The sequence below is a fragment of the Geobacillus thermodenitrificans subsp. thermodenitrificans DSM 465 genome, from assembly GCF_000496575.1.
Lineage (GTDB): Bacteria > Bacillota > Bacilli > Bacillales > Anoxybacillaceae > Geobacillus > Geobacillus thermodenitrificans.
The window spans coordinates 159,876-183,145 of sequence record NZ_AYKT01000005.1 but is presented as its reverse complement, the minus strand read 5'-3'; the positions used below and the strand labels follow the sequence as shown (position 1 = coordinate 183,145).

Annotated in this window: 28 protein-coding genes; 18 read left to right on the top strand and 10 right to left on the bottom strand. The window is 50.4% G+C overall.

Going from position 1 to position 23,270, the window contains the following annotated elements:
• Positions 1 to 63: 63 nt before the first annotated feature.
• Together DSM465_RS0106175 and DSM465_RS20065 are read right to left on the bottom strand one after the other, a co-directional pair.
• Positions 64 to 576, bottom strand: coding sequence for a YndM family protein (locus tag DSM465_RS0106175; RefSeq protein ID WP_029760909.1), 513 nt, complete (start codon positions 574 to 576; stop codon positions 64 to 66).
• Between the two features lie 15 nt (positions 577 to 591).
• A complete protein-coding gene (locus tag DSM465_RS20065; protein ID WP_008879410.1) occupies positions 592 to 720 on the bottom strand; it encodes a hypothetical protein in 129 nt (42 codons plus the stop codon).
• Positions 721 to 869: 149 nt separating this feature from the next.
• Between DSM465_RS20065 and DSM465_RS0106165 the strand changes: the two genes are divergently transcribed.
• The 5 genes from DSM465_RS0106165 to DSM465_RS0106145 all read left to right on the top strand — a co-directional run bounded on the left by DSM465_RS0106165 (position 870) and on the right by DSM465_RS0106145 (position 4,909).
• Positions 870 to 1,097 carry a YozQ family protein gene (locus DSM465_RS0106165; RefSeq protein ID WP_008879409.1) on the top strand — a complete coding sequence of 76 codons (228 nt, stop codon included), beginning with the start codon at positions 870 to 872 and terminating at the stop codon, positions 1,095 to 1,097.
• 150 nt (positions 1,098 to 1,247) lie between these two features.
• Positions 1,248 to 1,655: a VWA-like domain-containing protein gene (locus tag DSM465_RS0106160; RefSeq protein WP_008879408.1), complete on the top strand. Its 408-nt coding sequence runs from the start codon at positions 1,248 to 1,250 to the stop codon at positions 1,653 to 1,655.
• A 170-nt stretch (positions 1,656 to 1,825) separates the two neighbouring features.
• On the top strand, positions 1,826 to 3,127 hold the full coding sequence (locus DSM465_RS0106155; RefSeq protein ID WP_029760908.1) for an ammonium transporter: 1,302 nt from the start codon (positions 1,826 to 1,828) through the stop codon (positions 3,125 to 3,127).
• A 17-nt stretch (positions 3,128 to 3,144) separates the two neighbouring features.
• Positions 3,145 to 4,188, top strand: a complete 1,044-nt coding sequence (locus DSM465_RS0106150) for a DUF294 nucleotidyltransferase-like domain-containing protein (protein WP_029760907.1) — start codon at positions 3,145 to 3,147, stop codon at positions 4,186 to 4,188.
• The gene (locus DSM465_RS0106145; protein ID WP_011887269.1) at positions 4,181 to 4,909 is read left to right on the top strand and encodes a 3'-5' exonuclease; all 729 of its coding nucleotides are present in this window, start codon (positions 4,181 to 4,183) and stop codon (positions 4,907 to 4,909) included. Before DSM465_RS0106150 ends, DSM465_RS0106145 begins: the two co-directional genes overlap by 8 nt.
• A 96-nt stretch (positions 4,910 to 5,005) precedes the next feature.
• Here the strand turns inward: DSM465_RS0106145 and DSM465_RS0106140 are convergent, their stop codons facing one another.
• Positions 5,006 to 5,494, bottom strand: coding sequence for a PCYCGC motif-containing (lipo)protein (locus DSM465_RS0106140; protein ID WP_008879403.1), 489 nt, complete (start codon positions 5,492 to 5,494; stop codon positions 5,006 to 5,008).
• A gap of 196 nt (positions 5,495 to 5,690) precedes the next feature.
• Positions 5,691 to 6,662 carry an ABC transporter substrate-binding protein gene (locus tag DSM465_RS0106135; RefSeq protein ID WP_008879402.1) on the bottom strand — a complete coding sequence of 324 codons (972 nt, stop codon included), beginning with the start codon at positions 6,660 to 6,662 and terminating at the stop codon, positions 5,691 to 5,693.
• Between the two features lie 190 nt (positions 6,663 to 6,852).
• Here DSM465_RS0106135 and DSM465_RS0106130 point away from each other — a divergent pair, with 190 nt between their 5' ends.
• The 5 genes from DSM465_RS0106130 (at position 6,853) to DSM465_RS0106110 (ending at position 11,413) form a co-directional block, all read left to right on the top strand.
• Positions 6,853 to 7,854 (top strand): FecCD family ABC transporter permease, encoded by a 1,002-nt coding sequence (locus DSM465_RS0106130; protein WP_008879401.1) that lies wholly within the window; start codon positions 6,853 to 6,855, stop codon positions 7,852 to 7,854.
• The gene (locus DSM465_RS0106125; RefSeq protein ID WP_008879400.1) at positions 7,851 to 8,903 is read left to right on the top strand and encodes a FecCD family ABC transporter permease; all 1,053 of its coding nucleotides are present in this window, start codon (positions 7,851 to 7,853) and stop codon (positions 8,901 to 8,903) included. The genes DSM465_RS0106130 and DSM465_RS0106125 overlap by 4 nt, the downstream gene beginning before the upstream one ends.
• A gap of 16 nt (positions 8,904 to 8,919) precedes the next feature.
• On the top strand, positions 8,920 to 9,732 hold the full coding sequence (locus DSM465_RS0106120) for an ABC transporter ATP-binding protein (RefSeq protein WP_008879399.1): 813 nt from the start codon (positions 8,920 to 8,922) through the stop codon (positions 9,730 to 9,732).
• Complete coding sequence (locus DSM465_RS0106115; protein WP_008879398.1) at positions 9,732 to 10,469, top strand: IucA/IucC family C-terminal-domain containing protein; 738 nt, start codon at positions 9,732 to 9,734, stop codon at positions 10,467 to 10,469. The genes DSM465_RS0106120 and DSM465_RS0106115 overlap by 1 nt, the downstream gene beginning before the upstream one ends.
• Positions 10,470 to 10,744: 275 nt before the next feature.
• Complete coding sequence (locus DSM465_RS0106110) at positions 10,745 to 11,413, top strand: NUDIX hydrolase (protein ID WP_008879397.1); 669 nt, start codon at positions 10,745 to 10,747, stop codon at positions 11,411 to 11,413.
• 165 nt (positions 11,414 to 11,578) lie between these two features.
• Here DSM465_RS0106110 and DSM465_RS0106105 read toward each other — a convergent pair whose 3' ends face one another.
• Positions 11,579 to 11,905, bottom strand: a complete 327-nt coding sequence (locus DSM465_RS0106105) for a hypothetical protein (RefSeq protein WP_008879396.1) — start codon at positions 11,903 to 11,905, stop codon at positions 11,579 to 11,581.
• A 52-nt stretch (positions 11,906 to 11,957) separates the two neighbouring features.
• On the opposite strand from DSM465_RS0106105, the gene DSM465_RS19410 reads away from it, so the two are divergent.
• The 4 genes from DSM465_RS19410 to DSM465_RS0106085 all read left to right on the top strand — a co-directional run bounded on the left by DSM465_RS19410 (position 11,958) and on the right by DSM465_RS0106085 (position 14,300).
• Positions 11,958 to 12,107, top strand: coding sequence for a hypothetical protein (locus DSM465_RS19410; protein WP_155121003.1), 150 nt, complete (start codon positions 11,958 to 11,960; stop codon positions 12,105 to 12,107).
• A gap of 565 nt (positions 12,108 to 12,672) precedes the next feature.
• The gene (locus DSM465_RS0106095) at positions 12,673 to 12,972 is read left to right on the top strand and encodes a DUF5634 family protein (protein ID WP_008879395.1); all 300 of its coding nucleotides are present in this window, start codon (positions 12,673 to 12,675) and stop codon (positions 12,970 to 12,972) included.
• A gap of 56 nt (positions 12,973 to 13,028) precedes the next feature.
• The gene (locus tag DSM465_RS0106090; RefSeq protein WP_008879394.1) at positions 13,029 to 13,481 is read left to right on the top strand and encodes a GNAT family N-acetyltransferase; all 453 of its coding nucleotides are present in this window, start codon (positions 13,029 to 13,031) and stop codon (positions 13,479 to 13,481) included.
• Positions 13,482 to 13,673: 192 nt separating this feature from the next.
• The gene (locus tag DSM465_RS0106085) at positions 13,674 to 14,300 is read left to right on the top strand and encodes a histidine phosphatase family protein (protein ID WP_008879393.1); all 627 of its coding nucleotides are present in this window, start codon (positions 13,674 to 13,676) and stop codon (positions 14,298 to 14,300) included.
• A 165-nt stretch (positions 14,301 to 14,465) separates the two neighbouring features.
• On the opposite strand, the gene DSM465_RS0106080 is transcribed toward DSM465_RS0106085, so the two are convergent.
• The 3 genes from DSM465_RS0106080 to DSM465_RS0106070 are packed head-to-tail and all read right to left on the bottom strand — an operon-like array spanning position 14,466 to position 16,810.
• Complete coding sequence (locus DSM465_RS0106080; RefSeq protein WP_008879391.1) at positions 14,466 to 15,860, bottom strand: nucleoside recognition domain-containing protein; 1,395 nt, start codon at positions 15,858 to 15,860, stop codon at positions 14,466 to 14,468.
• On the bottom strand, positions 15,829 to 16,563 hold the full coding sequence (locus DSM465_RS0106075; protein ID WP_008879390.1) for a FeoB small GTPase domain-containing protein: 735 nt from the start codon (positions 16,561 to 16,563) through the stop codon (positions 15,829 to 15,831). Before DSM465_RS0106075 ends, DSM465_RS0106080 begins: the two co-directional genes overlap by 32 nt.
• Entirely contained in the window at positions 16,556 to 16,810 is a 255-nt protein-coding gene (locus tag DSM465_RS0106070; RefSeq protein ID WP_011887275.1) for a FeoA family protein, read from the bottom strand. The genes DSM465_RS0106075 and DSM465_RS0106070 overlap by 8 nt, the downstream gene beginning before the upstream one ends.
• Before the next feature lie 235 nt (positions 16,811 to 17,045).
• Between DSM465_RS0106070 and DSM465_RS0106065 the strand changes: the two genes are divergently transcribed.
• Positions 17,046 to 19,046 carry an acetoacetate--CoA ligase gene (locus DSM465_RS0106065; RefSeq protein ID WP_029760906.1) on the top strand — a complete coding sequence of 667 codons (2,001 nt, stop codon included), beginning with the start codon at positions 17,046 to 17,048 and terminating at the stop codon, positions 19,044 to 19,046.
• A 378-nt stretch (positions 19,047 to 19,424) separates the two neighbouring features.
• On the opposite strand, the gene DSM465_RS0106060 is transcribed toward DSM465_RS0106065, so the two are convergent.
• Positions 19,425 to 19,829 (bottom strand): DUF1259 domain-containing protein, encoded by a 405-nt coding sequence (locus DSM465_RS0106060; protein ID WP_008879387.1) that lies wholly within the window; start codon positions 19,827 to 19,829, stop codon positions 19,425 to 19,427.
• 402 nt (positions 19,830 to 20,231) lie between these two features.
• Positions 20,232 to 20,555, bottom strand: coding sequence for a hypothetical protein (locus DSM465_RS0106055; protein WP_008879386.1), 324 nt, complete (start codon positions 20,553 to 20,555; stop codon positions 20,232 to 20,234).
• A 158-nt stretch (positions 20,556 to 20,713) separates the two neighbouring features.
• Here DSM465_RS0106055 and DSM465_RS0106050 point away from each other — a divergent pair, with 158 nt between their 5' ends.
• Genes DSM465_RS0106050 through DSM465_RS0106040 form a run of 3 tightly spaced genes read left to right on the top strand, consistent with a single transcriptional unit; the run spans position 20,714 to position 23,248 of the window.
• Positions 20,714 to 21,694, top strand: a complete 981-nt coding sequence (locus DSM465_RS0106050) for an ABC transporter ATP-binding protein (protein WP_008879385.1) — start codon at positions 20,714 to 20,716, stop codon at positions 21,692 to 21,694.
• Positions 21,684 to 22,457 (top strand): ABC transporter permease, encoded by a 774-nt coding sequence (locus DSM465_RS0106045; protein ID WP_029760905.1) that lies wholly within the window; start codon positions 21,684 to 21,686, stop codon positions 22,455 to 22,457. The genes DSM465_RS0106050 and DSM465_RS0106045 overlap by 11 nt, the downstream gene beginning before the upstream one ends.
• A 2-nt stretch (positions 22,458 to 22,459) precedes the next feature.
• Positions 22,460 to 23,248 carry an ABC transporter permease gene (locus DSM465_RS0106040; protein ID WP_029760904.1) on the top strand — a complete coding sequence of 263 codons (789 nt, stop codon included), beginning with the start codon at positions 22,460 to 22,462 and terminating at the stop codon, positions 23,246 to 23,248.
• Positions 23,249 to 23,270 lie beyond the last annotated feature (22 nt).

Below are 23,270 nucleotides of genomic sequence, written 5' to 3'. Positions count from 1 at the left end.
GTGGAGCAGCGAGTGTTTAATTCGTCACTGATGAGCATTGGCCATTTGATGCTTATCCGCTGCTTACAAAATGGGGGGATTGGGAGGTTCTTGTTCCTGTCGGTTGCTTTCTTGCCCCGGCTGTTCGCTTTCCCGATCGTCGGAACGGGTGGCGCGGACGTCAAACTCTTCCGCTGTCTCCGTTTGCCATTGGCTGCCGATGAGCGGCACGTCTTCTTTTTCATGTTGGCCAATGACAAACCGCAATACGTAAGCGTGAAACAACAATTCCCCGAATGCAACGAGCAAAGCAGAGAAAAACGCCGCGCTTAAGATGGCGCCGCCGGCGGTATCATAAAACGCACCGATGCCAATCCATGTGGCGACAAATACGAGGCCAAAATCAGCGATCGTCGCCGAAACGTTGCCGAGGCGCGGCAAAACGTATAAGTCGCCGAGCGCATAGGCGACAAGCGTCAGCCAAAGGCTGAACCATAATATTTCCGCCGACGAAACGCGCAAAAACAGCGGCAAAATGGCGAACATGACGGTCGTTGTAAGCAAATATTTTAGCACTAACGCCAGCAAATGTTTCATCTTATCCTGCCGCCTTTATTCCGCCGGGGAGTTCGGCCCTTCTAGTTTTTTATCCCCGTATCCCGGCTGTTTTTCCCTCTCTTTTTCCGGCTGTTGCTTTTTTCGTTGTTGTTCAAGGCTGTCATTTTGTTTTGGCTGCCTCATTGGCCATCATCCTCTCTTTTCGGTGTTTATCGTTAGTTTGCCGCGTTTGCCACAGTGTATGCATGCATAATCCAAAAACTTCCTCTTTTTATTTTCTACACCTGTTCCACATTAATAAGTGAATTGGGAATGAATAAGGAGGAATAACGATGACGGAGAACAAACAAGCGCTCGAGATCGCCGGACGGCAATATGCCCCGTCTGATTATAAATCAGATTCGTTTCTTGGAGCGGCGTTGGCTGAAACGCATGAACAAGTAAGCGATGCGTATATGGAAGGAACCGTTGAGGCAGCAGTTGACCAAGAAAACGGACCGGACATTCCCCTCTCCGGTCAGAGTAAAGCGCCAAAGGACGCGGAAAACGCCAAGGAATGAGTCCTTGGCGTTTTTTGTGCTAACGAAATCTCCGACTTGTTTGTGAAAAGGAAGGGGAAAAAGGAAAGAAAAACAGTTCGTACTTTCTGCCATTGCCGTCTATACTAGTAGTGCGCACGACGATTCACCGATACAAGGGGGATGATCATCGTGAGATGGCAGCGGGCTTTGTTAGCGTTGCTCAAAGAACGGAAAGACCAATCGATCGCATTGGCGATCGATACGTCGAACCGGCCGTCCCGTCCGGTGCTGATTCAAAACATCATCAAGCTGTTTGAGAAATTGCGTCCGGACACGTTGCTCGTCCAAGCGGATTTTAAAATTCGCGATGTATCTCCAGTTGGTATAGCTACACTTAAATATTTCAAGCATGGAAAATCGTCGTACACTGAAGTGCTCGAATGGGCCGCTGCGCAAAAAATCGATACGTTATTTTATATCACCGATGTGACTGGATATTTTTACGAAGAATTGGAAGTGAACTATGAGGTATTTTGGCTTGTCCCGGATGATTATATGCCGCGTGTACCGTTTGGCAAGCTCATTCGCGTTGCGTAACATGGCAGGAATGCCCTTCATGATGAGGGGCATTCCTTTTTGTTAGAAAACTTAACAAAGTTTTTATTTATGAAAGCGGATTCTATAAAAATATACGTTGTATTCGTCTTAACCATGTTATATATTATAACATATAAAAGTAACAACAAATAACAAAAAGGGGGATGTACATGGGTGAGAAAACATTGATGTTTGGTCTTGATGCTCTTTGGGTGATGCTCGCGGCGGTGCTCGTCATTGGCATGCAAGCGGGGTTTGCCTTGCTTGAGGCAGGATCGACACGCATGAAAAACTCCGGGCATGTGGCCGGCAAACAAATTTTAAGCTTTGCGCTCGCATCTTTAGCGTTTTGGGCATTTGGCTTTGCTATTACGTTTGGAGCAGGAAACGGCTTCATCGGAACGGAAGGGTGGTTTTTACAAGAAGGGGAAGGGACGTTTGATTCGCTGTCGTGGGCGAATGTGCCATTGGCACTTAAATTTTTATTTCAGCTCGGTTTTGCCGGTGTGTCGCTTGCCATCGCCTGGGGCGGCTTTGCAGAACGGGCGAAACTGTCTGTCTATTTCGTTTTCGGAACGATTTTTACGATCGTTATTTATCCAGTCATCGGCCACTGGGTGTGGGGCGGTGGCTGGCTCGGACAAATGGGAATGCAAGACTTCGCTGGTTCAACAGTTGTCCATTTGCAAGGGGCCATCGCGGCGCTTGTAGCCACTGTATTGCTTGGACCGCGCATCGGCAAGTTCAATAAAGACAAAACACCGAATGTCATTCCTGGGCATAACCAAGTTTATACCGTGATTGGCGGTTTGATTTTATGGATTGGTTGGTTCGGCTTTAACGCTGGGAGTACGATGGCAGTTGGTGATGGGTTTTTCGGCTATGTCGCGCTGACAACGAATTTGGCTGCTGCGGCAGGAGCGATTGCCGCGATCTTGACAGCAAAAGTGTTAGTCGGCAAAGCGGACATCCCGGCGATGGTCAACGGCGTGTTAGCGGCATTGGTTGCGATTACGGCAGCATGCGCGTTCGTTGAACCGTGGGCAGCGGTCATTATCGGGGCTGTCGCGGGATCGTTCACGTTCTGGACGTCCGTTTACTTCGAACGTAAAGGGATTGACGACCCGATTTACGCTTTTTCCGTCCATGGTATTGCTGGCATCATCGGCACCATTTCAACCGGATTTTTCGCTTCGCCACGCTTAGTGGAAATCACCGGTGTCGGCAAAGCCGGTTTAGTATACGGTGGTGGATTCGATCAGTTGATTGTACAAACGGTTGGTGTGGTGGGTGCAGCGATATATGTGGCCGTCGTCTCGTTTGCCATCTTATATGTCATGAAGAAAACGATCGGGCTGCGCGTCACAGCGGAGCAAGAAATTTCCGGGCTTGATATTAGCGAACACGGCGCTTACGGCTATCCGGAACAGCTTGATCCGGCCTATCAGCCGAAGACAGCCGCTCAGCGATAAAGATGGAGAAGAAAGCGATGTTGGCAGCGGTAACCGACCGGCTGAAAACGGCCGAGTCGGTTACCGATCTTCGTTTCTGCCATGACGAGTTGGTGCGCGAATTGCGGCGATGGCTGGCGCTTGAGCATATCGAACAGCTGGCGGAAGAGGTGGTCGGCGTGCATGAAGCCATGTTTCGTCGCGTATTTTTCCTTGCCGAACAGGAGACAGTGAAAGGGGCTGTTGGCATCCGGCCGTCGGCCTGGTGTTGGTATGTGATGGGGAGCATCGGCCGACGCGAGCCGACGGTGTGGACGGATCAAGATCATGGCATCTTATTTACTTGCGTTCGAGAAGAGGAGAAGGGCTGTTACGAGTTTATTCGCCATATGGCGGCCATCGGGACGAAGATGCTGTATGAGATCGGTTATCCGTATTGTTCTGGCTATGTGATGGCAACTAATAAGCGTTGGGCGCAATCGATGAGCGACTGGGAACGGCAGCTATCTTCCTATTTAGATGGCGGATGGCCAAACGACCTTCGCTTTTTGTACATCGCGATGGATATGCGGCCGCTTTATGGTGACGTCGAATTGGCTGATGCAGGGAGGAGGGCGTTGTTTGCGGAGGTTGCTGACCGGCCGCTGCTGTTGGCGCGCATGGGGGAACATGTTCAATTTCCTCGTGTTCCGCTCGGTTGGTTTGGCAATGTGCAAACAGAACGATGGGGTCCGCACAGTGGGGCGATTCATATGAAACAAAGTGGTTATGTGCAGATCGCTAACGCTTTGAAATGGCTTGCTTGTCTAACGCGCGTGCCAGCGGTGACGACGTTAGAGCGGCAGCGGATGCTAGCAGAGTCCGGGGCATTGCCGTCAGCGCTTTCTATTGATGTTCAAGAGGCGCTTGCGGTTTACTATTATATTCGCCTTAAATACAGCACCGAGGTGGAAGACGGGCGGGAATATGTATTATGGCAGACGCTCAACCGGGCGGAGCAAAAGCAGCTGAAGCAGGCGATGCGCACCGCGAAGCGGTTGCAGCGCTTCGTTGCTCGCCGGGTGGTCGGGATGTATGAATGACCGGCACCGTTTTTGGCAGCGGGCGCTTCGCTTATTGGCCCTGGGCGTTCCGCGCGGAGCATCGCCCGCCTTATTGGGCAACGATCAGTCACTGCAGCACGAAAGCTGGCTTCGCTCGCTGCAAAAAGAGAAAGACCGTTTCATTGATTGGCATGACCGTTTGACCGATATTCCGTTCGTCATCATCGATATGGAAACGACCGGTTTTTCGCCGCAGCAAGGTGACGAAATTTTAGCCATGGCAGCGGCGAAAACGGTCAATGGTCTCGTCACCGGCACATATATGACGCTCGTCAAACCGGAAAAACCGATTCCGGAACATATTTCTGATTTGACCGGCATTGAAGCGAAAGACGTTGTGTTCGCCCCACCGCTTGCTGAGGCGTTGCGCACGTTTGTTCCATTTATTTCCGCAGGTGTCTTGGTCGGCTACCATATTGGCCATGATTTATCATTTTTGCGCCATGTGCTTTGGCGTCATTATCGGCAAAAATGGAGCTGGCGCTTTGTCGATATGCAACCAATAGTCAGCCTTGTCCGCCATCCGTGCCCGACGCTTGACGATGCCCTCGCTTGCTATGGCATTGACTGTCCGCGGCGCCATACAGCGGACGGAGATGTGGAAGCGATGGTGAAGCTCTGGGCGATTTTGCTCGGTGAACTGCGTGAGCTCGGCATTGAAACATTGCATGATTTGTATGCCGCCCTCAGCCGCCATTGATCTTCCTCGCAGCATTGGAGGAGCCGACTCTATCAGAATGAAGAAGAGTCCGGTCTTAATAGAAAAAGCGCCGAAGTCGGCGCTTTTTTGTCGATATTAAAGTGGCTTTGTCGGCGTTGGATCGGCATAGCCTTCTTTATATTTTTCATCGATCATGTGACGGATGTCTTTCACCGATTTTCCGGCTTCATAAGCGGCGATCGACTCAGCGGCGATCTCTAGGCAGACGCCGCATTTCGTCCCATGGTCATCCCAAACGATTGATCCATCTTGTTTATTTTCATAGACGAAGCAGTCGTAGTTGTTTTTATGCCCCGCTGCTTCGCCGCAGCCGCAATAGCACGGGATGTTCTCAAGCAGTTCGCGGTGCTCGGCGGCTTGTTGGTACAACACAGCCATGTCTTCCTCAAACACGCTTAAAAAGCTTGGCAAATGCTCAATCGATTTCGTTGTTTCACGAATATCGCCGTTGGCGGTTTTCGTTATATGCGAATGGCTTTGTTCTTGGCTGCTGTCATCGGCACAGCCTGACAGCAGAACGCTGAACGACAACATGCATGCTGCGATCCACGTCGGACGTTTCAACCTTCTTCTTCCTTTCTCTTCGATTCGTTTCATAGTTTGAATGTACCATACTTTGCGCCAGGCGGCAACGGACTTGCCGTCAGGCAGGCGCGCTGCTGTTTCCTTAAAATGGAGTGGGAGGCGGCAAAAGCGAACAAAAAAGCTGCACAAAGGAGCGAGGGGAGTGCTCCGTTTTGTACAGCTTCATGTTGTATCTTTATTGTTGTTCCAAGAAGTATTTCTCAATATCATCCAACATCAAATGAGCCGCGAGCACACCGCCAGCGGTGTTCCAAATTGTGTCGCTCACTTTGTACACTTTGCCTTGTTTCGCAACGTTTAAGTTTTGAAAGAGCGGATCGTTGATCCAGTCTTTTTCTATTTCGTTCGCTTTGCCGTCCCCCGTTTCATATGTAAAGTAGAACAAGATGTCGCCGTCCATAGCCGGGATGCGTTCTTTCGTCACGCCTGTTTCCGCGAAGTCGTTCACGTTTTGCGATTCCGGACGGGCGAAGCCGAGTTGGTCCAAAATGACACCGGAGAACGAGTCTTTATGGTAAATGCGGACGTCGCCGGCTAGAAAGCGGACGATCGATACTTCCATCTTCAGTTTGTCGCCAAGTTTCGCTTTTAAGTCTTCAACGCGCTTGTCGTATTCGGCAATGACTTGCTTCCCTTTCTCTTCTTGGTTCACCGCTTTCGCATACAGCATAAAGTTGTCTTTCCAGTTGCCGCGCAGCGTCTCTGCGAACACGGTCGGTGCGATTTGTTTTAACTGCTCATAAATTTTTTCATGACGCATTTTGTTGCCGATGATTAAGTCCGGTTTTAAAGCGGCAATGGCTTCAACGCTCGGTTCCGATTCCAATCCAAGCTCTTTGACGCCGTCCATTTTGTCTTTGATGTGGTCATACCAAGGATCGCCAGTCCACGATTTGACAGCGCCGACCGGTTTTACGCCTAACGCAAGAAGCGCTTCTGTTCCTTCGTTCGTTAAAATGACGACCCGTTTTGGAGTTCCTTTGATTTCTGTCGTGCCCATGGCGTGTTCGATCGTGTAGCTCTCTTCTGCTTTCGGTTCGTTATCTTTCGCTGATTGGCCCGCTTCTTCCTGTTTTCCGCCGCAGCCTGCGAGAAGAAGGAGAGAAAGGATGAAAACGGAAAGAAGAGAGCGATGTTTCAATTTCACAGTTACGTCCCCCTTTGGTGTTGATAATGAATTTCATTTACGATAGTATAATAAATAAAAGCGATAATCATTGTCAATATAAAATTAAAAAATATGAGAACATCACAAAAAATTATTGACGATGAGAGTCATTATCAAATAGACTTAACGATAGATATATAATTAATGAAGCAAGGGAGACCTCAGGAGAATGTTAGCAACAAACCGGCAAAAAGCGCTTGGCCTCATTGGGCTATTCATCTTGCTTCTTACTGCGATGTGGATGAGCATTGTATACGGATATACTGATACGAACTGGCGACAGGCGATAACAGCATTGATCGACAATAACGGCTCGAACGCCCATTTAGTTGTGGCGACGGTCCGGTTGCCGCGGGCGCTCATTGCCGCAGCGGTCGGTGCAAGCTTAGCGATGGCCGGGGCGCTCATGCAAGCGCTGACGAGAAATCCGCTCGCTTCGCCGGGCATTTTCGGGATTAATGCAGGGGCCGGTTTTTTCATTGTTGTTATGGTCACGTTTTTTTCCATCTCTTCCATGCAAATGTTGTCATGGGTCGCATTTATTGGGGCGGCAATGGCGGCGGCAATCGTGTTTGTGATCAGCGCCGCAGGAAAAGAAGGACTGACACCGCTGAAGATGACGCTTGCGGGCACAGCCGTCGCTGCCTTATTTGCCTCGCTGACGCAAGGGATGTTGGCGATGAACGAAAAAGCGCTCGAAGAAGTGCTCTTTTGGCTGGCCGGATCGGTCGCCGGCCGGAAGTTGGAATTGTTGGCAACCGTCTTTCCGTATTTGGCAGCGGCCTGGCTCGGAGCCATGTTGTTGGCGCGCCATGTCAACATCTTAATGATGGGAGACGATGTAGCGAAAGGACTCGGACAGCGGACGAATGTGATCAAAGCCGCCGCTGCTCTGTTAGTCGTGCTGCTCGCTGGCGGATCGGTTGCTGTCGCTGGTCCGATCGGCTTTATTGGCATCATGGTGCCGCATATGGCGCGGGCGCTGGCCGGTATTGACCATCGCTGGCTGCTTCCGTACTGCGCTTTGCTTGGTGGGATTTTGCTGTTGGCTGCTGATATTGGGGCTCGCTACGTGCTCATGCCGCGTGAAGTGCCCGTCGGCATTGTCACCGCGTTGATCGGTGTTCCGTTTTTCGTCTACATTGCCCGCAGGGGGATCACCACGAAATGAAAAAATACATCACTGTCCGAATGGGAAACTATGTATCATTTTTCTATGACAAAAAAGCTGCTGTTGTGATCGCTGCGCTTGGGGCAGCTGCAGTTTTGCTTTTTCTCGTCAGCGTCGGCAGCGGGGAGATGAGCATTTCGCCAGTCGAAGCTGCCACTGCGCTACTTGGCTATGGTGAGGAAATTCACCAGACGGTCATTTTAACGTTCCGTCTGCCGCGCGTGTTGGTCGCTTGGCTGGCTGGAATGGCGCTTGCGGCAGCAGGTGCGATTTTGCAAGGAATGGTGCGCAATCCGCTCGCTTCACCGGATGTGCTCGGGATCACCGGAGGGGCGGCCGCTGCGGTCGTCGCCTTTTTGGCGCTGTTTAGCGACGAAAACAACTCTCTCACCGTCAGCATTCACTGGTTGCCGCTTGCCGCTTTTCTCGGCGCTACGGCTGCCGCTTGGGTTGTGTATATGTTGGCGTGGAAAAATGGTCTCGTTCCGCTTCGGCTTGTGCTTGTTGGCATTGGCATTTCCGCCTTGATGCAGGCGTTGACAACACTATTGATGATCGTCGGGCCGATTTACCGAGCGAATCAGGCGAACGTTTGGATCACCGGCAGCGTATATGGTGCCTCTTGGCAACATGTCTCGTTCATGGCGCCATTGGTCGTTGGACTGCTTCTTGTGGTTATGCTCGCGGCCCGGCATGTTAATGTGCAGGAATTAGGAGATGAGCTGGCAATCGGGCTTGGCAGCGCGGTTGAACGGCAACGTCTAGGGCTTGTTTTGCTGAGCACAGCGCTTACTGGGGGAGCGGTCGCCTTCGCCGGCGGCATCGGATTTGTTGGGCTGATGGCGCCGCATATGGCGCGCCGGCTTGTTGGTTCAGCGTTTGGTGCGCTGCTTCCGACGGCCGCGCTGTTGGGCGGCGTGTTAGTCATGGGAGCAGATCTCGCCGGGCGAATGCTTTTAGCGCCGACAGAAATTCCGGCGGGTGTATTTACAGCTGCACTCGGTGCGCCATATTTTATTTATTTGTTGTATCGAAGCCGGAAAACATAATGAGGGAGGGGCAAGCATGGAAGCGCTGCAGGCGAAAGAGTTGACTTTAGCGTACGGGGAAGCGCTCATTATTGATCGCTTGCATTTAACGATTCCAAAAGGAAAAGTGACGGTGTTGATCGGCGCGAACGGCTGTGGCAAATCGACGCTGCTGCGCGCTTTGGCCCGACTGTTAAAGCCGACAGGCGGCGCCGTTTTGCTCGATGGAAAAGAGATTGCCAAACAGCCGACCAAAGAAATCGCCCGCCGGCTCGCCATTTTGCCGCAGTCGCCTACAGCTCCGGAAGGGCTGACTGTGTTGCAGCTCGTCAAGCAAGGGCGTTACCCATACCAAACGTGGCTAAAGCAATGGAGCGAAGAAGATGAGCGTGCCGTTGCGCGCGCCTTAGCGGCGACCGGGCTTACGGAGCTCGCCGAGCGGCCGGTTGATTCACTTTCCGGCGGACAGCGTCAACGCGCGTGGATCGCCATGACACTGGCGCAAGAAACGGACATTATCTTGCTTGACGAGCCGACGACGTATTTGGATCTGGCACATCAAATTGACATTTTAGATTTATTGTTTGAGTTAAATGAAAAAGAACAACGGACGATCGTCATGGTGCTCCACGATTTAAACTTGGCTTGTCGATATGCGCATCATCTCGTCGCCATTCGCGACAAAACAGTGTATGCAGAAGGGAAGCCAGAACATGTCATTTCTCGCCAACTGGTGAAAGATGTATTTCAGATGGACTGCCAAATTACGTACGACCCGCTCTTTGGCACCCCGCTTTGCATCCCATACGGAAAAGGGCGGCACATTCTACAGAAAGAAGGCGTATCGTGATGAGGTTAAGCGAAGCAGAAATCAAAGCATTGGAAACGTACCGTTTCTCAAGCGGGACCGCTAATGTCTCGTCATCGATGTTGTTTGCTCAGCTGCTTCATGATGACGAGCAGCTCGCTAAGTATGTTGCGCACGTGCGCAACGAGATGGGGGCGGCGAATGACGCCGTCGCGGCATCGATGCTTGTCAAGCGGTTAAGCTTTTTGGCGCCGATGGCCTTATACGCCATGTCGATATGGAACAAGCGGCTTGTGCTCGATCCTAGACGAATTTGGCTGGATACGGATGACGAAGGGGAAATGTGGATGCCGCGTTTTCGCCTTGAGCCGCCGGAAGCGGAAGTGTGCGACATTGAGCGCAGCCGCTGGCGTGAGCAAGCTGTTCATGACGTGTTCGCCAGTTTGTTCGCGCCGCTCATCGCCCAATTGCGGCACCTGACGCGCATATCGCCGCTTGTCTTATGGGAAAATGTCGCGATTTACGTGTACTGGGTATATGAACGTTGGTTGGAGGACGAGTCGCTTGCCCCGGTTGCCGACCGGCTGCGGGACGATTTCCGCTTCCTCATTTATGAAGCTGATGGCCGCCTGTTTGGCCAAAAAGACAACCCACTCCGCCGCTTCTTTAAAGGAGCGAGCGGTATGCAACGGACGACGTGCTGCTTGTACGTGCAAACAAAAGGAGGAACGTGTTGCCAAACGTGTCCGCTTAAAGCCCGCCAGCGGCAAACTGGATGACCAGTCGGCCGCTAGTGGGCGTTTTTCATTGGATGGAATTGGTTGATTTTTAAAAACGGAAGTGACGGTCATAGTGTATATTTCGATCTATGCCGAGGTAACGATGGTATGAAAAGATTGTAAACACAAGACGTGGCTTCTTACATAAGCTAAGTTGGTCGGTGAGAATCGAGCGGTTTGTCTAGAGGACCAAGCCAAGAACAAACATGGTTAAGAATCGTAATCTAGCCAAATGCCGTGGGATCGTATTGGTAAGTAAAGGAGTTGAAAAATCGATGGGAACACTCTCTTTACATATCGGGGAAATCACCAACAACCAGCCCTTTTGTGCAGGAGTTGTTCTCACTCGTGAAAATTGTCTGCCTGTGACATTGAACATAGATGGATTACCAAAGGATATGGAAAATACCTGCTGGAGAGTGGGCGGAGTTGGAGGAGGACAGGAGCTAGGCGAGTCAGTCTGGGATTGTGCATTACGCGAAGCCAAAGAAGAACTTAGCACAGGAGTAAACCTTCTTCATTCACCAGTTACCTATTTTCACGATAAAGATACTAAACGTCTCTATCAAGTATCCGTCATGGACCGTCCTGCCCCTCTATTATTGGAAAGAGTTGCAAATCCAAATCCTTGTCAACCGTACGCTCCAGGTCTTCCAACAGGCCCGTATATCTATTTTGCTTTGTTTCTGGCTGAACTGGAAGATTGGAGCAAACGTTGTCCAGGAGACGATGTAAAGGGCTTGTTGCTCTGTCCGATCGATCAATGGCATAAGGTGGAAAGTGGAATCGAGTTATCAAAACTGATTGAAGTTGGCGCCCCCGGTTTGGATCTAAATCGCCAACTTTGGTTGCCAAAGGACGAGTCTTTCTCCACAATAACTCGTATATTGAAAGAGAACAAGGAAATCAGAAAAATGAATGAGGAGAATAGACCTCTTGAATGAATTTCGTGATTGGATGAAATCGAATATCAGCCATCGATCGTGTCCAGTTTCAAGTGACAGACAGTTTGCAAATATTTTGGCTTCCGAAGGGAGATTTTTTAAATCGATGTATTTAGCAGTCTATCATGTTTGTTGTGATGTTTTTAAAAAATATTGGATATGTTTTTACTCTATCCAGTCAACATCTCCCTTTTTCCAAACATCTCCGTTTTTTCTTAGGGTAATGCAACAGTACGGGCATGTAAACTTCGTGACTTCTGGCTCAACTTTCAGTTTTCGATCACAATGCAGGCAAGTCATTTTGATAACGGGGTAGCGGGAGTTGCGAACCCATGCGATCATTGCCGCTATGAGAAAGAAAATAGGGGCAATCACAATGCCTACCATCGTGATTGTAAAAAAGATGCCTAAGGATGCAAAGCCGGAGACGAAAGAGTTCCATTTGGCACGTTTCGGTTGTCGTTCACCGATAAAATGATCCACATCAAACATGTTCTCCACTCCAAGTTCATGCATGACAGAGAAATTGACAAAAAAGTGATTTATGCTCCATTATGATAATAACAAAAAAGGCGAGGGAAGGGCAGAACAAATTGTGATTGATTTGCCGCCAATTGAACAACAGCTTAAAAAGATTGATGCTGGCTTAAAGATGATTCAGTTTGATGTTGATAAAAAATACGTCATCCCCTAAGAAACATCGAACAACCTATCAATCCTACGATGCAAGATGCTATGTCTGTTTATTGGAGATTTATGTTATTAACATCTAAGGATGTCCATAAAAAATCAACAGTTTTTTGCCGAAAGAGAAAATAACAATCTTCAAAAGGAAAGCATGACAATGTTCACCGCTGGATAGGGGGGGAGTTAGCCAGCATCCTGTCCATATAGACGGGAGTTTCCAACGATTCCACGGCTTTAGCGGTGTGGCTTGTGTCAATAGTGGCATTGTTGAAAATTCAAACGACGCGGACGATCGTGGAGACAACTATTCATTTGGCGAAAAAGCTTGGATATGGAAGTGTTAGCCGAAGAGATAGAGACCGAGCCGCAAGTGTCGCTTCTTTCGAAAATGGATTGCCACTATGGAGTGACTTGAATCCTTCGCATGAGGCGAGAAAGCTGCAGCAATGGCTCGAACCGTACAACCGCGCTGTCTGTGGTGACCGGCCATTGTCACCTTGTCATTTCTGCACATGATTTTCCTCCGCTTATCGCACACTAAAATCGATCACTGTGCAAGAGGAGGAAAAAAGATGGAGTTTGCGCCAAGAAGAGTGATTCTCGAAGAATTTATCGACACACTCGAGCCGATGATGGAGACGTACGGACTTGATCAAGTCGGCATTTTCGAGGAGCGCGGTGAAGGAAACCGTTATTATGTCGGCTATACGATCAATAAAGATGGTGAGATGATCACGATCCATATGCCGTTTATTCAGAACGAACGCGGCGAATTGGCGCTCGAAAAGCAGGAATGGACGGTCAGAAAAGACGGCCAAGAGAAAAAAGGTTACCGTTCGCTGCCGGAAGCGATGGACGAGGTGATTCATTGATGGAACCGCAGGCGGCCTCACTAGGCCGCTTGTTGGGCTAATGGGAGGGGAAAAAGATGATCATGGAACTCAACGTGACGGATCGCGAAACGGCTGTTCAGGTGTTGCGCTTGCAGCAGCGTGCGTACGCGGTCGAAGCGCAAATCATTGGCAACACGGCGCTCCCGCCGCTTCGCGACACCGTTGGTACGCTGCAACAGTGCACCGAACGTTTTTTCGGCTATTTTCGCGACGGACAGTTAGTGGGGGCGATCGCTTACGAGCGGGGTGGACAGACGCTTTTCCTTTGCCGGCTGATGGTTGACCCGGATTGTTTCCGTCAAGGGATCGCGAGCGCATTGCTCGATTTTGCCATCAAGCAAGAGCCATCGGCAAGTAACATCATCGTGACGACCGGAAGCAGCAACGCGCCAGCCATTCGCTTTTATGAGCGACATGGATTTTACGCGACAGAGCGGATACAAACACCGGAAGAGATCGAGTTGATAACATTGGTGAAAGAAATTTGATCATGCGGTGTTTCTATCACTCTTCAAAACTAGCGAAAAAAGGATGCATCGTTCAAGCAGGTCATTTGCGTAGAAACGGAGAAATAACCATAGGGTGCTTTTGGGCTTAAGAGTATGGAGGCAAAACCGTATGCCGAATTACTCGCTTCTTCATATGTAATTGAAATGATGAATAGAGGGACGGAGAGAAGGATGACGACAACGCTGTATTTAACAAGACATGGGGAAACGCAGTGGAACGTGGAAAAGCGGATGCAAGGATGGCAAGACTCGCCGCTTACCGAAAAAGGGCGGCAAGACGCCAAACGGCTTGGGCAACGGCTTGAAGCGGTCGAGTTGACAGCGATTTATGCGAGCACGAGCGGTCGGGCGTTCGAAACAGCGGAACTCGTCCGTGGTGAGCGGCCCATTCCGATTTATCAAGACGAGCAGTTGCGTGAAATGCATCTTGGCGACTGGGAAGGAAAGACGCATGATGAAATTCAGCAAATGGATCCGGTTTTGTTCGACCATTTTTGGAACGCCCCCCATTTGTATGTGCCACAGCGCGGTGAACGATTTTGGGACGTGCAACAGCGGGCGCTTGAAGCGGTGCAGCGCATCATTGCGCGGCATCAAGGGAAGACGGTCTTGGTCGTCACTCACGGTGTCGTGCTGAAAACGCTCATAGCGGCATTCAAAGGTGTGCCGCTCGATGATCTTTGGGCGCCTCCGTATATGTACGGCACGAGCGTGACAATCGTTGAGGCGCATCATGATGAATTTCGTGTTATCGTTGAAGGTGACGCTTCTCATATCAAAGAAATAAAAAAAGTATAGACACATAGCTAGCCCCGCTTCCCGTGATTGGAAGCGGGGCTTTGCTGTTTGCAAGATCGTGCGGGAACGCCTCTGTCCCTAAAAATAGAGGGAGCGAACGATCTTCATGGCAGAAGTATATCGTTTCCTTTGTAGCGTGATAGTTTGATTTCTTCGTCACAATAGTCATACGAGTCCAAGCCATCTCGCTAGCCGAGCGGTCGTAAAGGTGACGGCAACAGCAATTGCTGTCGGCAAGGCAAAGGCAACGAACGTCCATTTCGTGCTTTTCGTTTCTTTGTAAATGTTGACAAGCGTCGTGCCGCACGGGTAGTGGAGAAGTGAAAACAGCATCATATTGAGTGCCGTCAGCCACGTCCATCCATGAGCGAGAAAAATATGTTTGAGCGAATGGAGGCTATCGATTTCCGTTAACGCTCCGGCCGATAAATACCCCATCAACAAAACCGGCAAGACGATTTCGTTGGCTGGAAGCCCTAAGAGAAAAGCCATCAAAATATAGCCGTCAAGTCCGATGGTCTTCGCAAACGGATCGAGCCAACCAGCGAAAGCGGAAAGCGCGGTTGTGTCGCCGATGGGGACGTTGCCGAGCACCCAAGTGATGACACCAGCTGGGGCGGCAACGGTGACGGCGCGTTTGAGTACGTACCACGTTTTATCCAGTGTGGCGCGAATGACGGTCTCAGCGATTTTCGGGCGCCGATATGGCGGCAGTTCCAAAGTGTAATGGGTTGGGATGCCGCGCAAGGCTGTCTTGGATAAGACCCATGAAACGGTTAACGTGACGATGATGCCAAACAGTACCATGGCGACGACCACCGCGGCAGTGACGAGTGTGTTCCAGCTCCCTGTATAACCAGCTGCCATAAATAAGGAAGAGAGCAAAATCAACGTCGGCCATCGCCCGTTGCAAGGAACGAAACTGTTCGTCAAAATGGCGAGCGTCCGCTCACGCGGCGATTCGATAATGCGTGTTGAGATGACGGCGGCGGCGTTGCATCCAAAGCCCATAGCCATCGTCAGCGCCTGTTTGCCGTGTGCGCCCGCCTTTTTAAACAGGCGGTCAAGATTGAAGGCGACGCGTGGCAAATAGCCATAATTCTCGAGCAAGGCGAACACTGGAAAGAAAATGGCCATCGGCGGCAACATCACGCTGACGACCCACGCGGTGCCGCGGTATAAGCCAAGCACAAGGAGGCCGTACAACCAGTGAGGTGCATGAACGGCTTGAAACAACAGGGTCAAATATTGTTCTACCCATCCGAACAGGTGGGCAAGCGATTCAGACAATACGTTTGCTCCAGCGATCGTCATGTAAAGGACAGCGGCGAGCATCGCCAGCATGATGACGAATCCCCAGCGCCGCGATGTGACGATCCGATCGATTTGCAAAGTGTGGTCTTTTGCGGCCTTAGGCGCATTTGTGACCGTTTCCCGGCAAAGCGCGGCTGATGTTTGAAAGATGGCGGTGACGATTTGTTCGCGCGTATCGGCTGGTGCCAACGATTGTGCTTCTTCCATTAAACGATCAAACAGATTTGACCGATCCGCAACATGCATACGGAGCTTCCTCCTTTGTGAGCCGTGGCGGCTGCTGGTTCAAAGCGCTAAGAAGTGAGGTATCACCGTCAAGCAGCCGGAGTGCGACCCAGCGAGCCGGATAGTCATCCCCCACGATTTCTTTGACGAGCGGAAGCAGTTTGGCAATGCTTTGTTCAATTTCTACGCTGTATGGAACGGCGATCGGAGTAGGGTGAAGCTGGCCATGGACGAAAGCATCTACGGTTTTTAACAGCTCATCGATTCCTTCCTTGTTGCGGGCAGACATCGGCACAACCGGCACGCCAAGTTTGGTTGCCAGTTTTTTGGTGTTGATGCGAATGCCTTTCTTTTTTGCTTCATCTATGAGATTGATAGCGACAATAACGCGGTCGGTCATTTCCAATACTTGAAGCACCAAGTTCAAGTTGCGCTCGAGTGCTGTGGCATCAACAACAACGATTGTTATATTAGGACGTTCAAACAGAAGGAAATCGCGTGCCACTTCTTCATCGGCCGAATTGGAATAGAGAGAGTATGTGCCCGGCAAATCCACGATCCGATACGCTATGCCGCGATAGACAAATTCTCCTTCTGCATGGGTGACGGTTTTTCCAGGCCAGTTGCCAGTATGTTGGCGCAGTCCCGTCAGAACGTTAAACAACGTGCTTTTTCCGGTATTCGGATTCCCCATCAAGGCAATCGTGTATGTCGCATTAATCATGACCGATCTTCTCCCCATAAATGTAATTACTTTCTTCTTTTCTTAATGCAATCGTTGTTCCACATACATAATAAGCGGTCGGGTCGCCAAGTGGGCTTCTCTGCCCGACTTCGACTTCCCCGCCGGGTACAAAACCTAAATCAAGCAGTCTTCGTCTTAGCACAGCGTCAGGAATGGCCACTTTCTCAATGCGGAATCGCTCCCCCGGTTTCATCTCGGAGAGACACCGATTATTTCGTTTAGCCATAAAAGTTTCCCTCCCGTCAACATTTTTGACAAGGGACATTTTTTTTACCAAGACCAACTTTTGTGTTTATCTTATTCCAGTGTCGGCTTTTTGTCAATGGATTTGTTCCGTTCTTTTCCGACAAGGATGTCGAAGAAACATATATTCAAAATAATATGAAAGAATGTTATCATATAAATAGTCTGAATAAAAAACAGAAGGAAGGCGGTGACGGCGTCCATTGACGCACGACAAAATGAAAGCGATTACGGAAGGGACAATCCTTTGGCAACCGACGGACGAACAAATCAAACATTCCAATATACAGCGGTATATGGACTGGCTGAAAGAAAACAAGGGGCTATCGTTCGCCTCGTACCGCCAATTGTGGACATGGTCGGTCGAACAGCTTGAACAGTTTTGGGAAACGGTTTGGGAATACACTGGTGTGCAGGCAGAGACACCGTATGAATGTGTGCTGCGGGAGCGAAAGATGCCAGGGGCGGAGTGGTTTCCAGGCGCGACGCTCAACTATGCGAAACATATTTTCCGCCATGCGCGTGCTGACCGCCCGGCGCTGATTTTCCGTTCCGAACGTGTCCCATACCGGGAAGTATCATGGCAAGAGCTGACCGAAAAGACAGCAGCGATCGCTCAGGCACTGCGGGAAATGGGAGTGAAGCGCGGCGATCGTGTGGTAGCTTATATGCCGAATATTCCCGAGACGGTGATGGCGTTTTTGGCTTGCGCCTCGATTGGCGCCATTTGGTCAAGCTGTTCGCCGGACTTTGGCGCCGGCAGCGTCATCGACCGGTTCGTGCAAATCGAGCCGACCGTATTGTTTGCCGTCGACGGTTGCCAATACAACGGCAAAGAGTTTGATAAAATGCCCGTCGTTTCTGAGTTGCGCACCAAGCTGCCGTCATTGAAAAAGACGGTGCTGCTTCCGTATTGGCGTGAACAAATGGAGGCACCTGATGACGGGGTGGTGCTGTGGGACGATGTGGTGGCCAATAAGGCGGAGCTTGTTTATGAAAACGTTCCGTTTAATCATCCGCTCTGGATTTTGTATTCTTCGGGAACGACTGGTTTGCCAAAGCCAATTGTCCAAGGGCATGGCGGCATTTTGCTTGAACATTTGAAAGCGCTGTCGATCTCTGATAATTTGACGCCGGAGAGCACGTTTTTCTGGTTTACGACGACCGGATGGATGATGTGGAATTATTTAGTCGGTGGATTGCTTACTGGGGCGACCGTAGTTCTTTATGATGGCAGTCCGACATATCCGGACGGCAACGTTTTATGGGAGCTCGCGGAGAAAGCGGGAATCACCCATTTTGGCACAAGCGCAGCGTTTATTAACGTCTGCATGAAGCACGGTCTCAAACCGAAGGAGCACTATGATTTATCAAAGCTTGAGGAGGTGCTTTCGACCGGCTCGCCGCTGACGGTCGAAGGGTTCGCCTGGGTGTATGAAAACGTGAAGGACGACATTTGTCTGGCATCGTGCAGCGGTGGAACAGATGTGTGCACCGCGTTTGTCGTCGGTTCGCCGATTTTGCCGGTGCGTGCCGGTGTCCTCTCATGCCGTGCGCTAGGAGCCGATGTGCAGGCGTTTGATGAAAACGGCCAACCGCTTGTCAATGAAGTCGGTGAGCTCGTCATTACGAAGCCGATGCCGTCGATGCCGCTCTTTTTCTGGAATGACCCGGACGGGGAGAGGTACCGGAACAGCTATTTCGACACGTATCCGGGTGTCTGGAAGCACGGTGATTGGATTAAAATTGACGAACAAGGCGGCTGCGTCATTTACGGCCGCTCCGACTCAACGATCAACCGCGCCGGCGTCCGCATGGGCACGAGTGAAATTTACCGCGCCGTTGAAGCGGTTGACGGGGTGCTCGAGAGCCTTGTTGTTGACTTGGAAATGATGGGCAAGCAATCGTTCATGCCGCTATTTGTCGTTCTTAAGTCGGGCGTGGAGCTCGATGATGAGCTGAAAGACCGCATTCGCCAGTCGATCCGGCAACATGTCTCGCCGCGCTTCGTTCCGGATGACATTTATGAGGTGAAGCAAATTCCAAAGACGTTAAACGGAAAGAAAATGGAAATCCCGATTCGCAAACTACTCTTAGGCTTCCCGCTCGAAAAAGCGGTCAACCCAGGTTCAATGGCCAATCCGGAGGCACTCGACTTTTTCCTTGAGCTGGCGAAGACGATGGCGGTGAAATGGAAAACGAGTGAACATTTTTCCTAAAGCAAGAGAAAGACTGGTAGGACGAATGGGATAACCAAGTCAAAAACAAGTGTTTGCTGTTGAGTTCTTATTACTAATCGCTAGAAGATCGGCAAAAACATCCCCCCGAGGCATAGGCTCGGGGGGATGTTTTCAAAAAGAGCATGGAATGGACTGTAAGTGTTCCTGAAAGCTTCGACCTTCGTCTGATTTCCAATCGTCTACTCGACAAAGGGGAGTGCTCTGCTATCTCCACAAACGGATGGAAAACTGCTAGACAGGAGAAATGTTCTGCGGAGACACTTTTTCCTAGCAGGAGTCGCTAGACCCGTTTTGGCGACGCTAGGGCGATGAAGGCGGCTCATCTTAGACAATAAAAGGGCGCTCCATCCCGCTCCGCTAGTCTTTTAACACCCGAAACGCTTCCCGCACTTTACGGGCAAACTCAAGCGGGGGCTCGATCGACTGAAAGTGCATATACATCGCCCGCGGCCGTTCGAATAACCAATGGTTGTGGACCGCGGTGACGGTAATGCCCCGTTTTTTCAACTCCCGCAGCAGCGGGTTGACTTCTTCTTGAAGCAACACTGTTTCCCCAAGATTTAAGGCGTTTCCTTGACTGTCTAAACTTTCAAAGGAAAATAGTTGCGGGTTGACGAGCGGAGAATTTGTTCGTCTGCCCATGATGGTAAACGGAATATCCCGAAACTTCTGCACAAAACAGACCCCGTTTATCAAGCTCCCTGTTCCACCGAGAATACTAGCAAACTCCCGGCATAAATCTCTTCTCGATTCCCAATTCATCCTATCCTCTTCCCTTCGTTCAAAATGAAAGGGGTGCTTTGTCCCCTTGTTCTTATTGTATGGTCGGGGATGGAGAAGGAGAGGGACAGGCATCCACGGTGGGAGCGGAATTTGCGGCAGACGCCAATCAAACGGGATAGGCTCATGAAGCCATGGACATGTGTCCAGCGTGTTTCGCTATGTGCTAGAAAGGCTGTAAAAAACAACCCTTTTCATTAAACCGTTTTTAGATGCGTTAGAAGTTGGAGTTCGAAAGGTTCTTTTGAGAAATGCGTCTTTTCCACCGTAGTTGTAGCTCAATTGCCGGTCTTTTAGCCAAAAAGAAAAACTCCGTTCGATGAGTGAAGCGAAGATGAGAAATCAATCGAGGGGAACCTGTTGAAATGGTGAACAGCGCCGGCTTTAATACAGATTGAACGCCGTTTTGACGCGCTTCATCTCTTTTTTGTTTTCAAACAGTTCTTCAACCAAAATGTTTTGGCCGTTGGCGACATCGGTGAGCCGTTCGTTCATATCGGACACTTGCTCGCTTAATTGGTTGAGTTGTTCATTCGTTTGTTGCGTTTGTTGGGAGAGTTGCTGTACTTGTTTGCCGATCCGCTGTACTTGCTCATTCGTTTGCAGCACTTGTTTGCCGAGTTGCTCGACTTGCCTGTTTGTTTGTTGAAGCTGACCGGCAAGTTCTTTGATGGCTTGCCAAATCATTTCATTCGTAATGTTCGCCATTCGACAATCTCCTTTCTCGTTCGCTTCTTTTTTCATTATACAAGACGAAAGAAGGGAACCATAGAGGAAAGATGCCGAAACATTTTTCTTTGCAGCATATCCTTCGAATGTGATATAACAAAAGAATGTCAACAGCATGCGCATATTGGAGGATGAACATGGTAATCCGTGTCAGCCATTTGCATAAATCGTTCCGTGTCCATCGCCGCGAAGCCGGATGGCTCGAGGCGGTGCGCAGTTTATGGCGCCGTGACTACCGGATTGTCGAGGCGGTCAAAGATGTTTCGTTTACGATCGAAAAAGGGGAGATCGTCGGTTTTTTAGGCCCGAACGGAGCGGGGAAAACGACGACGATGAAGATGCTTGCCGGCCTGTTGCACCCGACGTCAGGGGAAATCACGGTCGGCGGTTTTGTGCCGTTTGAACAAAAGGCGGAGTTTAAAAAGATGATGAGCTTGGTGATGGGGCAAAAAAGCCAGCTCATTTGGGACATTCCGCCGATGGAGACGTTTTTGGTCAATAAAGCGATTTATGACATCGACGATCGATCATTCCGCCAGACGTTAGAAGAGCTTACTGAGCTGCTCGATTTAGCGCCGTTGTTGGACAAACCGACGCGCAGCTTGTCGCTTGGACAGCGGATGCGCTGCGAGTTGGCGGCGGCGCTTTTGCATCGACCGCAAGTGTTGTTTTTAGATGAGCCGACGATCGGGCTTGACGTTCATACGCAAGAAAACGTGCGCCGCTTTATTGTCGATTACAACCGAGAGCATGAGACGACCATTTTGTTGACATCGCATTACATGGGCGATGTCGCGGCCCTTTGTGACCGGGTGATGATCATCAACTATGGGCGGCTCATTTACGATGGGGAGCTCTCGGTGTTGACGGAGAAGCTGGCGCCGTACAAGCGGCTTGAAGTCCGGTTTTCGCGGCTCCCAAACATCAGCTGGGACGAGTATGGCGAAGTAGCGGAAATGGAAGAGGGAACGGTCGTGCTCAGAGTGGCGCGTGAGACGGCGGCGGGGACGGCGGCGCGGTTATTGGAGCGGTTTGATGTCCGTGATATTAATATTGAAGACCCACCCCTTGAGGAAGTGATTACGCGCGCGTTTCAGGAGGGTGTATATGGTTCGTAAATATATCGCCCTGCTGCGTATGAAGTATATCGAAATGCTCGCGTACCGCTTGGCGACGTTCGTTTGGATGACGGGCGCCATCACCCAGCCGCTCATTACGATGTTCGTTTGGATGAACATTCATCCGGAAGAGAGCGAGTCGTTTCTCTTTTATTTTATGGCCGTTATTTTTGTCGAACGGATGACGAGCGCATGGGATGTATGGGAGCTTGACCGTGAAATCCGCGAAGGGACGTTTTCAAACTTGTTGTTGCGGCCGCTTCATCCGATTCATTGGGCGATTGCGGAAAATATCGTCTATAAATGGTTGTTTCTCGTCATTTTAGTGCCGGTTTGGATGGTAGGAGCGGTGTATTGGCCAGCGCTTCGCCCGCATATGACAGGAAGCCAAATCGGGTGGTTTTTGGCGGCCGTCGTGCTCAGTGCCGCCCTTCGCTTTTTGCTGAGTTACTCGTGTGGGTTGCTTGCGTTTTGGGTGACCAAAGTGGCGGCCGTGTACGGCGTCATCGATGTCATTTCATTGTTTTTGTCGGGAAGAATCGCGCCGCTTGAAATGCTTCCGCCGCAGCTTCGGGAATGGAGCGAATGGCTGCCGTTCCGCTATATGATCAGCTTCCCGATTGAAATCGCCACCGGAGCGGTGAGAGCGGAGGAATTGGTGCGCGGCTTTGCCATCGCGGCAGGGTGGCTGCTTGTGTTGGCCGCTGTTTTACAATGGCTGTGGAAGGCGGGAATGAAAAAAAATCAAGCGGTAGGTGGATGACTATGCGGCGATACGGGCGGGTGTTCCGCGAATTTTTCCGTGCCTGTTTTGTGGAAGAAATGGAGTATCGAAGCGAATTTTTTGGCAATTTTGCAGCTAGTTTTTTTGGCGTTGGCATGGCGCTGCTCACCGTCCATATCTTTTTTTACCAGACGGATGATTTAGGAGGCTGGACGTATGCAGAAGTGCTTGTGTTGCTCGGCATCTTTAATATGCTGCGCGGGTTCATTGACTTCGCCCTTCGTCCGAACATGCCGCGTCTGCTTGAACACGTCAGGCGTGGTACGCTCGATTACATTTTGACAAAACCGGTCGACAGCATGTTTTACGTCAGCTTCCGCCATCTTGTCTTTTGGCGGCTCATTGATGTGGCACTCGGCCTCGGCGTCATCGGCTATGGCTTGTATATCGAGCGCTATGTTCCGTCGGCGGTCGATGTACTTATGTTTCTTGTCGTTATGGCTGCTTCGCTTTTGTTGATTTATTCGCTATGGATGATGCTGATGACGACGTCGTTTTGGGTCGTGCGCATCGATGACTTGTCGTTTATTTTCGATTCATTTTTTGAAACGGCTCGCTTTCCTGGCAGCATGTACCGCGGCGCGGTCCGGATGGTGATCACTTACGTGTTGCCGGCTGTATTAATTACGAATACACCTGCGCTGGCGCTGCTTGGAAAATGGAGTGTTTCGACAGTGCTTGCCGCTTTGGCTGTGGCCATTCTCTTTTTATGGCTTGCCCGCCGCTTTTGGCGCTTTGCTTTGCGCTTTTACACAGGAGCGGGCGGGTGAGGTTTTATCCGTCTTCATGCAA

Excerpts from the sequence above, each read along its gene's own strand:
- DSM465_RS0106175 (WP_029760909.1), bottom strand. The coding sequence starts at position 576 with ATGAAACATTTGCTGGCGTTAGTGCTAAAATATTTGCTTACAACGACC.
- DSM465_RS20065 (WP_008879410.1), bottom strand. The coding sequence starts at position 720 with ATGAGGCAGCCAAAACAAAATGACAGCCTTGAACAACAACGAAAAAAG.
- DSM465_RS0106165 (WP_008879409.1), top strand. The coding sequence starts at position 870 with ATGACGGAGAACAAACAAGCGCTCGAGATCGCCGGACGGCAATATGCC.
- DSM465_RS0106155 (WP_029760908.1), top strand. The coding sequence starts at position 1,826 with ATGGGTGAGAAAACATTGATGTTTGGTCTTGATGCTCTTTGGGTGATG.
- DSM465_RS0106150 (WP_029760907.1), top strand. The coding sequence starts at position 3,145 with ATGTTGGCAGCGGTAACCGACCGGCTGAAAACGGCCGAGTCGGTTACC.
- DSM465_RS0106145 (WP_011887269.1), top strand. The coding sequence starts at position 4,181 with ATGAATGACCGGCACCGTTTTTGGCAGCGGGCGCTTCGCTTATTGGCC.
- DSM465_RS0106130 (WP_008879401.1), top strand. The coding sequence starts at position 6,853 with ATGTTAGCAACAAACCGGCAAAAAGCGCTTGGCCTCATTGGGCTATTC.
- DSM465_RS0106125 (WP_008879400.1), top strand. The coding sequence starts at position 7,851 with ATGAAAAAATACATCACTGTCCGAATGGGAAACTATGTATCATTTTTC.
- DSM465_RS0106120 (WP_008879399.1), top strand. The coding sequence starts at position 8,920 with ATGGAAGCGCTGCAGGCGAAAGAGTTGACTTTAGCGTACGGGGAAGCG.
- DSM465_RS0106115 (WP_008879398.1), top strand. The coding sequence starts at position 9,732 with ATGAGGTTAAGCGAAGCAGAAATCAAAGCATTGGAAACGTACCGTTTC.
- DSM465_RS0106110 (WP_008879397.1), top strand. The coding sequence starts at position 10,745 with ATGGGAACACTCTCTTTACATATCGGGGAAATCACCAACAACCAGCCC.
- DSM465_RS0106105 (WP_008879396.1), bottom strand. The coding sequence starts at position 11,905 with ATGTTTGATGTGGATCATTTTATCGGTGAACGACAACCGAAACGTGCC.
- DSM465_RS19410 (WP_155121003.1), top strand. The coding sequence starts at position 11,958 with ATGCTCCATTATGATAATAACAAAAAAGGCGAGGGAAGGGCAGAACAA.
- DSM465_RS0106095 (WP_008879395.1), top strand. The coding sequence starts at position 12,673 with ATGGAGTTTGCGCCAAGAAGAGTGATTCTCGAAGAATTTATCGACACA.
- DSM465_RS0106090 (WP_008879394.1), top strand. The coding sequence starts at position 13,029 with ATGATCATGGAACTCAACGTGACGGATCGCGAAACGGCTGTTCAGGTG.
- DSM465_RS0106085 (WP_008879393.1), top strand. The coding sequence starts at position 13,674 with ATGACGACAACGCTGTATTTAACAAGACATGGGGAAACGCAGTGGAAC.
- DSM465_RS0106080 (WP_008879391.1), bottom strand. The coding sequence starts at position 15,860 with ATGCATGTTGCGGATCGGTCAAATCTGTTTGATCGTTTAATGGAAGAA.
- DSM465_RS0106075 (WP_008879390.1), bottom strand. The coding sequence starts at position 16,563 with ATGATTAATGCGACATACACGATTGCCTTGATGGGGAATCCGAATACC.
- DSM465_RS0106070 (WP_011887275.1), bottom strand. The coding sequence starts at position 16,810 with ATGGCTAAACGAAATAATCGGTGTCTCTCCGAGATGAAACCGGGGGAG.
- DSM465_RS0106065 (WP_029760906.1), top strand. The coding sequence starts at position 17,046 with ATGAAAGCGATTACGGAAGGGACAATCCTTTGGCAACCGACGGACGAA.
- DSM465_RS0106060 (WP_008879387.1), bottom strand. The coding sequence starts at position 19,829 with ATGAATTGGGAATCGAGAAGAGATTTATGCCGGGAGTTTGCTAGTATT.
- DSM465_RS0106055 (WP_008879386.1), bottom strand. The coding sequence starts at position 20,555 with ATGGCGAACATTACGAATGAAATGATTTGGCAAGCCATCAAAGAACTT.
- DSM465_RS0106050 (WP_008879385.1), top strand. The coding sequence starts at position 20,714 with ATGGTAATCCGTGTCAGCCATTTGCATAAATCGTTCCGTGTCCATCGC.
- DSM465_RS0106045 (WP_029760905.1), top strand. The coding sequence starts at position 21,684 with ATGGTTCGTAAATATATCGCCCTGCTGCGTATGAAGTATATCGAAATG.
- DSM465_RS0106040 (WP_029760904.1), top strand. The coding sequence starts at position 22,460 with ATGCGGCGATACGGGCGGGTGTTCCGCGAATTTTTCCGTGCCTGTTTT.